The sequence below is a fragment of the Pseudomonadales bacterium genome (genome assembly GCA_013215025.1).
Lineage (GTDB): Bacteria > Pseudomonadota > Gammaproteobacteria > Pseudomonadales > DT-91 > DT-91.
Window position 1 is genome coordinate 1 of record JABSRR010000092.1, and the last position, 15,444, is coordinate 15,444.

Consider the following 15,444-nt stretch of genomic DNA (forward strand, 5'->3'; position numbering starts at 1 on the left):
GCACACTAATGCTATCACCACCATTGTTAACATTACCCCAGGTAACCACGGTGCCATTGTTTTTTATCGCCGCAAACGCGGTGTCAGTGCCTATTGCTATTTTAACATTGCTAAGATCGACACCAGTAATATCGGCACCATTCGCATCTCTGCCCCACACAACGACATCGCCATTGGTCTTGAGGGCAACAAATACACCTACGTTGCTGGCCACTGATTGTACATTACTGAGATCAAGGCCAGCACTATTGCCACCATAGTCAGCACCGCCCCAAGTGATTAGATTCTCATTGATATCAAGCGCGGCAAAGGCGCGCGCCGTTGCCGAGATCGACTGCACATTACTCAGTGGCTGAACGCTACTACTATTGCTACCATAGCCAGATGACCCCCATGTTACCACGCTGCCGTCCCCTTTCAGTGCTGCAAAGGCGCGTGAAGTTGCCGCAATCGATACAACATTGTTGAGATCCGCTTGTACACTACTACTGTTACCCCCATTTCTGCCCCAAGTGACAACACTGCCATCATCTTTAATTGCCGCAAAGGCAGAATCGGTAGCTGCTATTGATTGCACATTGACAAGGCTGGCTTGCACACTGCTGCTATCACCGCCGTTATTGCCCCATGTCACTACTGAGCCGTCGGCTTTCAATGCTGCAAAGGCGCTGCCGGTCGCCGAAATAGATTGTACATTGCTCAGTGGTTGTACACTGCTACTGTCACCACCAAAGCCATTATTACCCCAAGTTACCACTGTGCCATCATTCTTAAGTGCGGCTAAAGCAAATTGTGTTCCTGCTATTGATTGTACATTGGTTAGATCTACGCCCGTGCTATCACCACCAAAGGGGTTATAACCCCAGGTCTCTGCAGTGCCGTCATCTTTTATTGCGGCAAATACGCGATCGTTATTGGCGATAGCCTTCACTGCATTGATGCTCACGAGCAAATTCTCAGTAACGAACTCACAGGCATTACTGCCATTGATACCAGTATTTTGTGCTGTGCAGTAAGCATTTTTCACCGTAACGTCAACGCCCACTTGGGCTGGGAAGCCTGTATCATTGCCTGCTGGATATGTTGGGTTATTAGTGCCGACTCGACGGCCGTTGATAGTATATTGATAATCTGTTTTGCTTGGGTCGCAGTTAGTGCAGCGGACATTGGTGGTAAGTGCATTATTGGCATAAGTAATAGATAAATTATCCACCACAGGCGCAGCGGGTGGATTGATCACAAAATCAATATTGGCTTGATCGAAGTCACCTAAGGTATCTTTAACAATGTACGATAAAGTTTCATTGCCGAAGCTAATATTGTCGGGTGTATAGTCGAAGGTTAATGTGCCGGGATTCAATGCAATCCGCCCATATTTGGCCCCGACCACGTTGATCAGCTCGAAAGGCCGTGCTAAGTCATCTGTCACAAAGTTGCTTACATCAATGGTAAAGGTGGGTGTATCTATGTCGATGGCTGGTAAGCTAAAATCTTGGGCGTCTACCACAGGCCCTTGAGGCGCAGAAAGAATACTAATCGTACTAAAAGCCTCTTTTTGTCCATCAGAGACAAGATAACCAAAAGTTTCTGTGCCTACATAGGTATTGGGTGTATAGGTTAATACTAAGTTATTTTGTACAAGAGTCGCTGGCGCGGTGGCGTTACCTTGTATAGTAAGTGTTAAGATGTCGTTGTCGGTATCTGTTATAAAACTCGCCATGTCTATTGTAAGCGAGTTAGAGGGGACTGAAGGGTCGATAGTTTCCACGACAGGATCTGCAGTGGGTGCATTATTGATGATGTTGATGGTGATCGTGCCCTGGGCAAATCCACCATTGCCATCAGACACCACATAAATAAAGCTATCACTGCTGACGTCGGTCGATGCCTCGTAAAGCAATTCCAGATCCCCTGCTATAGTCACAGGATCTACAGCGCCAAACACTTGAGTCACCGTTAATGGATCATTATCTGCGTCACTCACTAGACTTGACAGATCAATACTGCGACTTGACTGAGTTAATATATCGTTTAAGGAGTAGTTGATAATTTGATTACTGGCGGTTGGTAAAGCGGTGTTTGCATCCGACACAGTAAATACTATGCTTGCGGCCGCTAAACCACCTCGGCCATCGTTAACCACATATGCAACATCATCTACGCCAATAAAGCCATCAGGATCGTAGTTGATCACATTACCACTCAAGGTGGCGCGGCCACCGCCACCAAAAATAGAAACCGTGAGCGGGTCGCCGTCGGCATCATCAATTAAATTCAGCCCCGACAAGCTCACATTCACTGGCGAACTGCTGTTGGTCGTTTGTGAATAATCGGCAGCCGTCGGTATACTGTTTGGAATTGGCGGGTTAGCATCGGCAACAGTGACAATAATTTCACCTAAGCCTATGCCGCCTCGATCATCTGCGACCACATAAGTAGCTACATCTTGGCCTATAAACCCACTGGGCGTATAAGTGACGGTGTTACCAAAGAGTGCAAAGCGCGGTGGACTGTTGGCTTGAAGCAGCTCAGTAATCGTTAGCGTGTCTCCAATATCGATATCAGAGATTGATAAGCTGAGATCTATATTAATCGGTGTATCATTGAAGGTGCTCTGTATGCTATTTTGAGCGCTGGGCGGGTTGTTGTTGAGGCTATTGATAGCAACAATCAAGGCAGCGCTTTGTTGCTCACTAGCGGTTGCAACCGTATAAGTCGCTTCAGCAACACCCGCAGAGCCGGCGGTTAAGTCAACCGACTTTGACCTCACGTTATCAACTTGTAAATCCCCACTGTTAACCACGACATCAATTAACTGCCAAGTTAATCCTGACTTAATTTTCGAGCTGAAATCAAAGTTCGCGGTTTCACCCTCAATCATATCTACAACCAGTGGTGCTGCTGCAAGTGCTCTCGGTACTAAAGGCAAAATGGAGTTGACGGTGATTTCTGCCTGCGCCACACCGCCGTTGCCATCGCTAACTTGATAAATGAAACTATCCTTACCTCTAAAACTACCCGGCTCATATTGTATGGTAAAGGGGTCGAGTATCGAGGCCCTTCCTGAAGTTGCTGCCAGGTTCTGTAATGTGACATCATCACCATCGGTATCGTTGACTAAAGAGGTGATATCAATACGATTGATTGATCCTTGCACAACTGTTAAAGCAAAATTGTTGGCTGTCGGTGGCGTATTATTGTCAGCGTTAGAGATAGCCACAAAACCCTGAGACGCATATTGTTTGCTATCTTGCTCAATGCGCCATGTGATTTCAGCAAAGCCTGGAGAGTTTGCGGTAAAGGTTAATACAGAATCGGAAAAGCTAATATCGCTTAACAGGCCATTGGGCTCCTCTGCCTCAGCTAAACGCCAAATGTTATCGCTGCTTACATTTGCTGATATATCCACACTGGCGGTATTGCCCTGAATGAGATTAATGCTAAAAGCGGTGAGTATTGGGGTGTCACTGTCTTGTGTGCTGTCATCGGGTAATAAGGGTTTGTCGCTCGTTTTATCGCAAGCGAGTATGAATATGGTTATGCACCCAAGCAGTAAAAAGCGCAGCAATGATGCAGCTGGAGGTCTTGCAAGTTGGTGTCGCATCATCCTTTATCAGCCTTTGTCCTTGTTAGCTATGATAAGTATATACTTTAGTATAAACACTACTATAGCGCCTATAAGCGCAGTAAAGTAGCTAATTGAGATACAACTTGAATGTTTGTATGCCTTCTCATGCTAACATACCGCTTTTATGGTCAAATTGACCTATAGCTTGATGCAGCCGCTAGCTTATGCAGAGCTTTGGCTTTTGGTAAGTTTTCGCAAAGACAAATCAAGATATCGCTCTAACGTTGCCATGCCTAGACTGATTGAAAAAGCCGTTACGCTAATGCAGCTTTTTTGTTATGGTCAAAGTATAAGGAATGAAAGATGAAAGGATTAGCATGTTGCCAATATATCAATTGATAGTGCGCATCTTGATGCCTGCTTTGCTTTACATGACGCACAGCGGCTATGCGGAAGAAAAAAGCTATCCAAGCCTTTGGCAGAGCCATGACGCTGCATTACAAACCTCACTGGAACAGCTATTAGATCAGCAGCAGCTATCGCAGGCGGTCGCCAAGCAACAATTAGCGATTGCACTTGTTGATATTTCAACGCTAAGTCAGCCGAAGTTAGCGGCAGTTAATGGCGATCGTATGTTCTATGCGGCAAGCCTACCCAAAATTGCTATTTTACTCGCTGCATTTGTGCAAATTGATCGTGGTGAACTACAGCTCGATGACGCTCTGTGGGCTGATATGAATAGTATGATTCGCACCTCAAGCAATCGAGCCGCTTCAAACGTTTTGGCAAAAGTAGGTCCTGACAAACTGATTGACATAATCAGCAGTGAACAATTTGCCCTGTATGATGAAGACCGAAATGGCGGCCTATGGGTAGGGAAAGCTTACGCTAAGTCGCCAGCTTATCAACGTGATCCATTGCAGAATCTATCGCATGCCGCGACCGCTATACAGGCAGCGCGCTTTTATTATTTATTAGAGACGGGTCAACTGGTTAATTCTGAGCTTACTTCACAAATGAAGTCGGTGTTAACTGACCCTAAAATATCGCATAAATTTGTAAAGGGCTTAAACCTTGTACCTGAATTGGCCTTGTATCGTAAATCCGGCACTTGGCGTGATTATCATGCTGACAGTGTAATGGTGGATGATGGTCAACATAAATACATAATGGTGGGTCTGGCGCATCATGCAGAGGGTGGGCAATGGTTAGAAAGATTGGCGTTACCTTTGCATAAATTGATAACAGAGAGTAAGTGATAATATATTCACGGAATGATAAAAAATAAGGGAATAGTTTTATGATCAAGTCGCTGTATCTATGGATTGTCTGCTGCATTGGGTCTGTGTTTTTGCAGCCTAGTTATGCAGAGCCATCGAGCTTGAATGCAAACATCGATAGCTACCAAGCTTGGGTGTCGAAAATGAAAGATGCCCCGAAAGGTCCTTTCTATCGGATTCGTTGGTTCTGTAATGATGGTTCTGTATTACCTCCCAAAGCCTATGCCTGTGTTGATCATGGCGGAGGCGTTCAGCATGGACAGTACAGCCAAAATACTGAGACTATTCGCAGTGACGGCTTTTATATAGCTAACCTGCTTGCCGGTAAAGATTTGTCTCAGTGGATAGATTCAGCGCTATTCACACAGCAGCTTGACCATTTGCTGATAGAAAAATACTTAATCGCGGCTGATGATGGTTGGATTTTTCGCCAAGCGGCAGCCTATCGTGGCGCCTATCAAGAGGAAGATGAACGATTACAGGCGCGTCAACTGCTACAGTTACTGATACAGCGGCCAAGTTATCTTGGACCGCATTTTGCTGAATTGCGCACGGCGGTAAAGCTGTTGCCCCATGGTTTAGATACCAGCTCAGCATCTTCTGTTAGACAAATGGCCACGTCTTTATCTAATGCTAACGCAAAATTTATGCCCTTGCGCGCTAAGATTCACAATATGCCCAGTGCTGATGATGCATCAGCTGTCAGAGCATTTGCAGCCAATGCTGATTACCTTAGTGATCGATCTGAATATGACCGTTTAGCAGATGCGATTGATCAATTGTATCAAGCTAAACCCTTGATACTCGAGCTGCAAACAATGGCAGACTCTGTTGATCAATATCCTCAACTGGCCAAATTATTTGCTGACGCAGCAGTTCAGCTGAAAGCTGCTGATGCATCAACGTTATATCAAGTTTCGGCAGATTTATTAGCTGTTACTCGTAAGAATTTAGCGCAAATAAATCAGCCGCAGCTGCGCCTGCAGTTACTAGATTTCTCTCTGCGCCTGGAGGCAGAACATTTTAAGGCCAGCACCCAGTTGCGCGCCAAATTATCCAGTTATACACGGAGCGAGCATGTTAGTTTTCTCATTCATGCGCTTAACGCAAGCTATGGCGCTGGTTTAATAAATACCCGCAGTTATCAAGCGGCATTAAATGCTACCTCAACCTTGCTCGATTCAGATATAAGTATTGATGATTACAATCAGCAGCTCGCTTATCTTGGTCGAGTACCGAGCTGGGGCACACAAACCTTACGCTTTGAGTTTCAAGAATCGATGCAAAAACTGATGCAAATAGAGCCGCTGGCGGGTCTTTTTATTCAAGATCAGTTGCGCGGTAGCCCGCTATTGTTTTTCTCGCAAACCTTGGATCGACTGTCCAGAGATGCGAATCGTCTTAGCGGTATTAAACACAAGCTATTTGAGAAAGAAATTGGCAGTGGCTTTCATGCCTTAAACCCTGGTTTAGCCCGAGGTCGATTACATATTAAACTGAATATGGATAACCTAGAAGATATCGAAGCTGATGGTATCTATGTGTTGCCTGAGACGGTGTCTGACCTGCCGCCTTTGGCAGGCATTATTACCGCTGGCGAGGGTAATCCACTGTCGCATGTACAACTATTAGCCAGAAATCTTGGTATTCCGAATGTTTCAATTCAGACCGATTTAATTGAAAGTCTAGCCAAGTATGACGGCAAGATGGTCGTCATGGCAGTCAGCGCAAGTGGCTTAGTCGAATTTCATCAAGATAGTGCCGTATGGCAAAACTATTTTGCCGGTCCAGCCACGGCGCAGGCGGTAAAAATTAAGCCGGATCTTAAAAAATTAGATTTAGATGAAACCCGATTTTTAAATTTAAATAATTTACGCGCCTCTGATTCAGGCAGAACCGTAGGTCCAAAAGCAGCTAAATTGGGTGAGCTTCATCATCATTATCCTAATCAAGTAGCTTCAGGTGTGGTTATACCTTTTGGCCTATTTAAAGCAACAGTGTTAGATCAACCATACAAAGGGTCTGAGAAGTCAGTGTTTGACTGGATGGTTGAACAATATGATGTAATAAAGTCTTTATCTAATAACACGGCATTACAAAAACAAACGGCAGAAAATTTTCGTGCCGAGCTGTATCAAATTATCTTAAACGCCGAAATAAGTGCTGAATTTAGCCAAGCCTTGTCTCAAGCTATGCTTGAGGTATTTGGTACAACTGAGATTGGCGTGTTTGTTCGCTCAGATACCAACGTTGAAGATTTGCCTGGGTTTACTGGTGCGGGTTTAAACCTAACACTGCCAAATGTTATTGGTATTGATGGTGTGTTAGATGCGATAAATCGCGTTTGGGCTTCGCCGTTTACTGCTCGTGCTTTTGCATGGCGACAATCGCATATGGATAAACCACAGCATGTCTATCCGGCAGTGTTGTTACTGCAGTCGGTTGCTAACGATAAATCGGGTGTGCTGGTGACGCAGGATATTGATACTGGTAATAATCAGGTGATTTCAGTTGCTGTAAATGAGGGCGTCGGAGGCGCCGTTGACGGGCAATCTGCAGAATCTTTGCGAGTCGATATGAATACCGGTGAAGTCAAGCTTTTAGCCACTGCCTCGGCGCCCTGGCGTCGTCAGCCTGCGCCCAGTGGTGGCATAGAAAAATTGCCTGCCTCTGGTTCTGATAGCGTGTTGCAGCCGTCTGAAGTGCAGCAACTGATTAAGTTTGCTAAAGCTTTGCCTACTACCTTTCCTGCTATTACTGATGACAAGGGAAACCCAGCCCCGGCAGACGTTGAATTTGGCTTTATTAATGGCGATATGCGTCTGTTTCAGCTGCGACCGTTTTTACAAAATGCTCAAACGCAATCGAATCAATATTTGATCGATATGGATAATGCGCTGTCTGGCGCGGCGGATAAAACCGTCGATATGGGTGAGGTTCTCAGCTTATGATAACGAAGTGGATGATAGGAGTGGCGCTAACGGCCAGCTTGATGATAACTGCCCCGTTAAATATTGCCTATCCAATAGATGGTTATGAAGATACTGGTATTCGCAGAGTCGAGGGCTACCGTCGCATAACGGCTGGTGAAATACCAGGAACAAAGCTGCCGCAAGGTGGCCGGCTAAATACCGCAGCGGTTGACTTGAGGCTGACCCAGCAGATGCAATCAGGTCTGCCTGTAGTTGATCAACAATTGTCTCAAGAAATTAAACAATTACTGGGTAAAGACGCTGCGCATTATGGACTGGCGCTGCTCGATTATTCAGATCCAAATAATATGGTCTATGCAGAGGTTAATGCGGATTATCGGCAGAACGTTGGTAGCGTGGGTAAATTAGTTGGTGCATTGGGTTTTTTTCAGGCCTTGGCTGATGTTTATCCCACTGATATTGATAAACGCGCAGCATTATTAAAATCGACCATTGTCACAGCTGATCAATTCTCCCAACGTGATACACATTCAATTAAGGTGTTTGATCCAGCCACGAATATTATGCATCGTCATAGTATGAAGATTGGTGAAACCGGTAATTTATGGGAATATCTCGATTGGATGTTGTCGGTTAGCTCAAATGCCGCCGCTGCGATGATCATGCGCGAGGCCATGCTCATTCGGCATTTCAAAACGGCATACCCCGTAGATGACAGTCAAATACAAGCTTTTTTCCGCGATACGGATAAGGCAACCTTGACCGCCTTGTATAAAGAAACCTTTTGGCAACCGATTGAGCGAAACGGCATCAGTATTGATGAACTGCGTCAGGGTAGCTTCTTTACACGTTCGGGCAAAGCGGCGGTTTATGGCGGTGGTTTAAGTTACGGTACGGCTAAATCTTTGATGCAGTTAACCTTAAAAATGGAGCAAGGTCAGCTGGTAGACCGCTGGAGTAGCTTGCAACTTAAGCGCCTACTTTACATGACAGAACGGCGTATTCGCTATGCATCGGCGCCTGCGCTAAACGCTGCGGCGGTGTATTTTAAATCGGGCTCCTTGTATAGCTGTAAGCCCGAGCCAGGGTTTAGCTGCGGTAAATACCAGGGTAATGTGAAAAATTATATGAATTCACTCGCGATTATTGAAAGTCCGGCTGCCAAGCCTGAATTACAATATTCTGTGGCGTTAATCTCAAACGTGCTCAAAGTCAACTCTGCTGTTGCACACCAAACCCTGGCAATGCGCATTCATCGACTTTTAGAAAAGCGTCATGCTGAACAAAGCACCACGGTGGCGAAAAGCCTTTGAGTACGCTAGCAAAATCGCCACTGGAGCGTTTTTTTTCAATATTCTCTGATGTTAGGTCAGGAGAAGGCAACACCGTTTTATTGTTGTCTGCGAATGTGTTTTTCATTCTGTTAGCGTACTACATGATTAAGCCCGTTCGAGAAGGTTGGATCGCAATATCTGATATTCCTGGCATCAGTAAAGTCGAGGTCAAAGCCTACTCCAGCTTCTTACAAAGCGTGTTGTTACTGTTTATTGTGGGCTGGTATGCCAAGTTGTCAGACAAGCTAGATAAGCTTGTACTATTCCGCTGGGCAACCTTGTTTTGTATTTCGAATATTGTGATTTTCTGGTTGCTGCAGCCTGATTTTATTATTGCTAAGTCTGCCTGGATTGGCTTCGCTTATTACCTCTGGGTTGGTATGTTTGGCGTGTTTGTGGTTGCCCAGTTTTGGACGTTTTGTGCCGATTTATTTACCAGCGATACTGGTAACCGTTTGATGCCGGTCATCGCGATAGGCGCGACCTCGGGTGCTGTCATTGGCTCATGGCTAGTTTCTGCTTTATTGCATACTAGCTGGTTCAACAGTGATTATTTGTTAGTGTTAGCGACTGTGCCTTTACTAGCCTCGATTTTTTTAATGCAGCAGGTAGGGCGACAATCACAGCAACACACTGCAAAAGCCTCAGCGATTGAGCCAGCTAAGCTCTGGGTAGGCGTAAAGTTGATTTGTAATAGCCGTTTTTTACTGCTCGCTGCCGTGGTAACAGTGCTATCAAACTGGGTTAATACTAATGGTGAGAATCTACTGTTCTCTGTGGTGCAGGTATTTTTACAGCAGCAAGCCATTGTTGAACAAATTAGCAGTCCTGCGGCAGTGAACAGTTTTATTAATACTGGCACCACTGCTTTTTATGGCGACTTCTTTTTTTGGGTTAACTTGTTCGCCTTATTACTGCAGGCGTTTGTCGCGTCGAGACTGTTAAAATATGGTGGCTTTGCTGCTGTATTATTATTGCTGCCGGTGATTGCGATTGCTTCATATGTGATTATCTTTTTGGCACCGGTGTTATATATCGTTAAAGTAATGAAAATCTTGGAAAATGCTACCGATTACTCCATTAACAACACGTCTCGACAGGTGCTGTGGTTACCTATTGCAAGCCAAACTAAATTTCATGCCAAACCGGCAATTGATACACTTTATTGCCGCTTGGGCGATGGTTTAGCCGCTTTGACCGTATTTCTAGGTGTGCATGTGTATATTATTCCTCTGAAGTACTTAATTGCTTTTAATCTTGCTTTAGTCGTGCTGTGGTTAATGTCAGCGGTTGCGCTGGCCATACATTATAAACGTCTTGTACAGAGCAATGATGGACCAAAGCAGCCACCAGCAATCAATAATGAAAACATACTTTCACAAAGTACAGGGTGATAGCTCTTGAGATATTTTATTCAGTCTTTTTTTAGCCAGCTTGTTTATACCCTCGGTGCTATATCATTGTGGCTGGGATTTACTGTGCAGCTTAGCTATGCGCAGGAGAATCTTTCGGCCGACGCTAAGCATCAGTTCGTGCACGTTGAAGTTCAAAATGTGCAGCTTGAACTGCAAGGTGTCAGTGATGCACTGCAGTCACTTGAACAGCGCCTGATTGCGATGACTGTGGCAATGGAAAAGTTAGCCGCTAGTGGTGGTACCCTAACAGAGCAAGATCAGCTATTACTGTCACAGCTGCGCAAGAATCTAACCGATACCAGCACTGCGCTTAAATACCAGGTGGAACAACTGCCGAATGATGCGGAAAAACTTCATGCCTATTTAAATACTTTGAGTAGTAGTTTACAGCAGTTACAGATCAGTCTCGCGAATTTTTTACTTACCTATCCTGAAGTATTTCAGTCGATGCAAGACAATGTCAATGCCAGCATTAACCATGGATTCACCTGGTTAATTGTGGTGATGCTGGTAATTGTGCTGTTATTGCTTAGCCTGATTGTGATTGGCATCAAATTATTCTACCGTCAGGTTATGCAGCCGTTAATGCATTGCATTGATACGCTGGCTAAGTTTCCTGCGCAGCAACAGCAAACAGCCGAGCTAATGCAGGACATCACCGAGCGATTAGCACAGCTGCAATCTGAAACAAAAACTATTCCCAAGACTATTGAGAAAAATTCAACTGACGAGCAATAATTTTTTGTTTCGAATAAAACGTGCTTGGTAGTATTTGATGTCAGTGACTGTAAAAGGTAATTCTCGAGAAGCCAATTGTATTGATTGGTTGCGCTTTCTCGCCATAGTGTTAATGATTTTCTATCACTTCTTATGGGATTTGAAACTCTTTGATATTATTGCACCCTACTTTTTTTATTCCAACCTTGTTCAGTTTTTCGGGCGATTGTGTCTTTTTCTATTTCTTTTCTGTGTCGGTTTTAGTTTTTCTTTTTCTCATTCAAACCACGTTGATTGGTCAGCTTTCTTCAGGCGATTGATTAAGTTAAGCCTTGTTGCACTGTCGATTTCGTTACTCACTTTTCTCTCAATGCCGAGTAAATTTATATATTTTGGCATTATCCATCATATCGTTTTTGCAAGTATTGTTTTAATAGTCATGGTGAGGCATCGTTTGCTTGCCTTTATTATAGGTGTATATGTATTCGCGCCTTACCTACTCGCTAATAGTATTGAATGCAATGCTGAATGGGCGCGTTTTTTCCCGTTGCTACAATCCAATTGTTATTATCCTAAATACTGGCTATTTCGATCTACCGTCGATTATATTAACCCTTTGCCTTGGCTTGGCTGCAGTTTGATTGGCTTAGGCTTCAGCTATTTTGGTGTTTTACAGAAAATAGCTGTGCCAAATTATCCGTTGGTCAAGTTTCTAAGTCAGCATTCCTTGATCATTTATATAATACATCAGCCTTTATTACTGGCCATTGTTTATACTTTAACCAAGTTTTAAGCTGCGTTTTTTTGAAGAGGTATCAAATGCAGAGTTATCTATTACAGAATAAATTTGAGCAATTGCGCTCTAATAAGCTGTTTGAGCTTTTTGTGATCGCAGTCATTATTTTTTCTGCCCTCGTCGTCGGTGCTAAGACCTATGCAATACCCGCGGGTCTGTATCAAATAGTCACGCTATTAGATGGTTTTATTACACTGTTTTTCTTGTTTGAAATTCTGGTGCGTTTTCTCGCCGAGCCGCAAAAGCGACGTTTCTTTTTTAATTTTTGGAATAGTTTTGACACCTTGATTGTGTTGGTGAGCCTGATACCCATCGATAATAGTGAGATGGCGGTAGTGGGTCGTCTGATAAGAATATTTAGAGTGCTGCGCATGGTGTCAATGATTCCTGAACTGCGTTTATTAATAAGCTCCTTGGTTCGCGCTTTACCGCAGTTAGGCTATGTCTTATTGCTAATGTTTATAATTTTTTATATTTATGCGGCAATTGGCGCGACACTGTTTGCCCCAATCAATCCGGTACTGTGGGGTGATATCAGCATTGCTATGCTCACCTTATTTCGCATCATGACCTTTGAAGATTGGACGGATGTGATGTATGAAACTATGGCTGTTTATGGCTTTAGCTGGTTTTATTATTTAAGCTTTATCTTTTTTACCGCATTCGCATTTCTCAATATGGTAATTGGGATTGTCGTTAACTCCTTAGAGACTGAACACGCGCAACAGCGTCATGATGAGCAGGGGGAGCCGACTTTGCTTGAGCTGCAAGAAGAGATACGCAGCCTTAAAGTGCTGATTCAGCATCAAGCTAAGCGCAATCCGCCATCAACATGAATGGTCTCACCATGAATATAGTCATTGTGCAAAAGAAAGCGGGCGGTTGACGCTATAGCCGATGTATTGCCCAGTTTATGTAACGGAATTTTATCCAATAAAGCCTGCTGTTCCTGATTATCCAGTGCGGCTGTCTGTGGTTCAGGCCATAAAATGGCCCCGGGCGCGATAGCATTTACGCGAACATGCGGCGCAAAACTGAGGGCCATATTTTCAGTTAACATTTTCAGTGCAGCTTTGCTGGTGCTGTAGGCGTCAAAACCATATTGCGGTTTGCTCGCGTAAACGTCTAACATATTGATAATACAGCCGCCGTTTTTCTCAAGGCTTGGTCGCATGGCCTGAGAAATAATCCAGGGTGCCAACATATGCATCGCGATATGCGTGTTAAAATGCTCCACATCAATATGCCTTAGATTACTCTCTGTTGCAGGCGTTTTGTGATAAATAGATGCATTATTGATCACAGCAAATATAGCGAGCTCCTGTGCAATGATGTGATTACACATCGCCTGTGTTGCTTCATTATTTCGCAGATCGGCTGCAATAATTCGGCAAGAGTCTGCTCGCTGTTGATTCAGTTTGCTTTGAATCGCGGCTGCAGCCGCATGGCTTTGATGATAATGCAGCATGATGCAGTATCCATCTGCATGAATCGATTCGACCAGGCGTTGTCCAAGTCGTTTAGCCGCGCCAGTCACGAGCACCCACTGGTCTTTTTTACTCTGGTTCACGCTGGTTACCTAATATACGTTCTTGAAGGGTTTGTATTGCCTGGCAGCGCAGTTGATCAAGCTTGTCGCCGATTATTTTGCCGCCTTGTTTTAGCGTCTCAGCATCTAGCATGGCAGCTTTACATGCTGCTGCCGCAGCAAAGCACTGGTTTAAAAAAGTAGCTGCTTTGTATTCAATATCACTATCAGCATGTTGAGTGTGGAAGTCAGCCTCACAAAGCATTAAAAACAGTTGAAGCTTATGCGGGTCTCTAAAGGCATCCAGCGTTTTCAGCAGCTGTAAAACAGTCTCTGCGTCTTGCTCAATAATACTGTGGCATTGTTGATAATGTTGACTACAAAGCAGCGCTAAAGTTTGAGTCGAACTGGCTACGCGCAGCCGCTGACAAAGCTGGCTTATATAGTCTGTAGAGTCCGCCTCAGCTTGATTTCCCACCTTGCTTGTTAAGCTATGCTTGTTATTTAGTAAATATGTTAGGCAGCAAAACAACAGGTCGATATGCTGTTTTTGGTTTAGCGGGCTTTCGAGCGACTGTATCAGCCGCTTTGCTTGCATAAGCGTTGCCAGTGGCTGCTGAGCTTTTGTGGATATCGGCGAAATCGAAGCGTCTAGTTGTTCAATATGGCTGATCTGCGCTAATGGCAATGAATTGAAAAATAACTCATCTAGCTCAGGAAATAACTGGCCTAATGCACCGCAGTGCTGCAAGCTTAGAAAAAAGTAATGCGCCGATGGGCTAAGTAGGGCTTTCTGTGTTTCTTGCCATACACGTTCGATGCTTAATGTTTGCAGCTCACCCGATTTAGCAATCTGCTGCATTAAAGCTAAGGTTTCTGGCGCAATTTGAAAGCCCAGATGCGCAAATCGTGCATGAAACCGAGCTACTCGCAGTACTCGCAGTGGGTCCTCTGAAAATGCTGCCGAGACATGCCGTAGAATTTTGTTACTGAGATCAGCTTGACCGTTATAGGGGTCAATTAATTCACCATGCTGATTTTTTGCTATGGCATTAATCGTGAGGTCACGTCGTTGCAGATCTTGCTCTAAGCTAACCGTAGGATCATAGAAGCAGGCAAAACCATCATGGCCAGAGCCGATTTTTCTTTCCTGTCGCGCGAGAGCATATTCTTGTTTGGTTTCAGGGTGTAAAAATACCGGAAAGTCTTTACCCACCTGCTGAAAACCACGATCTAACATGTCTTGAACTGTATGGCCGACAACGACCCAGTCCAAGTCAGCACCTTCAATGCCTAGCAGTTGATCACGAACCGCACCACCAACAAGATAATATTCTAACGGTTGCATGATTTATTAAGACTGATAACGGTGAAATTGCATGCTGTCAGCATTGACCATAGTGAGTGCGCCACCCCAGACAAAACCTGTATCTAGGGCAAAAATATCAGGGTGTTCACAGTGCCCTTGCAGTGAGGCCCAATGACCAAAGAACAGCTTGCCAGATAAACCTTTATGCAACTCGAACCAAGGCTTTAATTGACTGTTTGCATCCAGTCGATCAGGGCTCACTTTCGCCTCTAAATCAATCCTCATATCGCTATCTAAATAGCGCATGCGGGTAAAAATATTGGTAATGCAGCGTAAACGATTTATGCCGCTTAATTCACTGTGCCAATAATCCGGTGTATCGCCATACATCTGGCGAAAAAATTCAGCCGCTTGATCGCTTTGAAGCACACGGCAGACCTCATCGTTAAGTTTCTGCGCCGTATCGAGGTCCCACTGCGGGTGAATACCAGCATGCGCCATCGCGATAGTGTGCTGGTGCACAAACAATGGCTGTGTTAATAACCAGTTGATCAATACATCTTT

Annotated in this window: 11 protein-coding genes; 7 read left to right on the plus strand and 4 right to left on the minus strand. The window is 44.5% G+C overall.

All coding sequences use genetic code 11. The annotated features are described in order from the left end of the window. The coding region (locus HRU21_07910; GenBank protein ID NRA42216.1) for a cadherin-like domain-containing protein at positions 1 to 3,607 on the minus strand (3,607 nt) is incomplete at its 3' end. Between the two features lie 317 nt (positions 3,608 to 3,924). On the opposite strand from HRU21_07910, the gene HRU21_07915 reads away from it, so the two are divergent. The 7 genes from HRU21_07915 to HRU21_07945 all read left to right on the plus strand — a co-directional run bounded on the left by HRU21_07915 (position 3,925) and on the right by HRU21_07945 (position 12,879). Then, positions 3,925 to 4,827: a serine hydrolase gene (locus HRU21_07915; protein NRA42217.1), complete on the plus strand. Its 903-nt coding sequence runs from the start codon at positions 3,925 to 3,927 to the stop codon at positions 4,825 to 4,827. A gap of 41 nt (positions 4,828 to 4,868) precedes the next feature. Next, the gene (locus HRU21_07920; GenBank protein NRA42218.1) at positions 4,869 to 7,799 is read left to right on the plus strand and encodes a phosphoenolpyruvate synthase; all 2,931 of its coding nucleotides are present in this window, start codon (positions 4,869 to 4,871) and stop codon (positions 7,797 to 7,799) included. After that, the gene (locus HRU21_07925; GenBank protein ID NRA42219.1) at positions 7,796 to 9,094 is read left to right on the plus strand and encodes a serine hydrolase; all 1,299 of its coding nucleotides are present in this window, start codon (positions 7,796 to 7,798) and stop codon (positions 9,092 to 9,094) included. The genes HRU21_07920 and HRU21_07925 overlap by 4 nt, the downstream gene beginning before the upstream one ends. Before the next feature lie 122 nt (positions 9,095 to 9,216). Next, entirely contained in the window at positions 9,217 to 10,509 is a 1,293-nt protein-coding gene (locus tag HRU21_07930; GenBank protein NRA42220.1) for a hypothetical protein, read from the plus strand. 84 nt (positions 10,510 to 10,593) lie between these two features. Next, positions 10,594 to 11,268, plus strand: a complete 675-nt coding sequence (locus tag HRU21_07935) for a hypothetical protein (protein ID NRA42221.1) — start codon at positions 10,594 to 10,596, stop codon at positions 11,266 to 11,268. A gap of 37 nt (positions 11,269 to 11,305) precedes the next feature. Beyond that, entirely contained in the window at positions 11,306 to 12,040 is a 735-nt protein-coding gene (locus HRU21_07940) for a DUF1624 domain-containing protein (protein NRA42222.1), read from the plus strand. A 26-nt stretch (positions 12,041 to 12,066) separates the two neighbouring features. Continuing rightward, positions 12,067 to 12,879 carry an ion transporter gene (locus tag HRU21_07945; GenBank protein NRA42223.1) on the plus strand — a complete coding sequence of 271 codons (813 nt, stop codon included), beginning with the start codon at positions 12,067 to 12,069 and terminating at the stop codon, positions 12,877 to 12,879. On the opposite strand, the gene HRU21_07950 is transcribed toward HRU21_07945, so the two are convergent. The 3 genes from HRU21_07950 to HRU21_07960 form a co-directional block, all read right to left on the minus strand. Then, positions 12,849 to 13,613, minus strand: coding sequence for an SDR family oxidoreductase (locus tag HRU21_07950; protein NRA42224.1), 765 nt, complete (start codon positions 13,611 to 13,613; stop codon positions 12,849 to 12,851). The genes HRU21_07945 and HRU21_07950 overlap by 31 nt on opposite strands. Further along, entirely contained in the window at positions 13,600 to 14,919 is a 1,320-nt protein-coding gene (locus HRU21_07955) for a multifunctional CCA addition/repair protein (protein ID NRA42225.1), read from the minus strand. The genes HRU21_07950 and HRU21_07955 overlap by 14 nt, the downstream gene beginning before the upstream one ends. Before the next feature lie 6 nt (positions 14,920 to 14,925). After that, the coding region (locus HRU21_07960) for a symmetrical bis(5'-nucleosyl)-tetraphosphatase (protein ID NRA42226.1) at positions 14,926 to 15,444 on the minus strand (519 nt) is incomplete at its 5' end.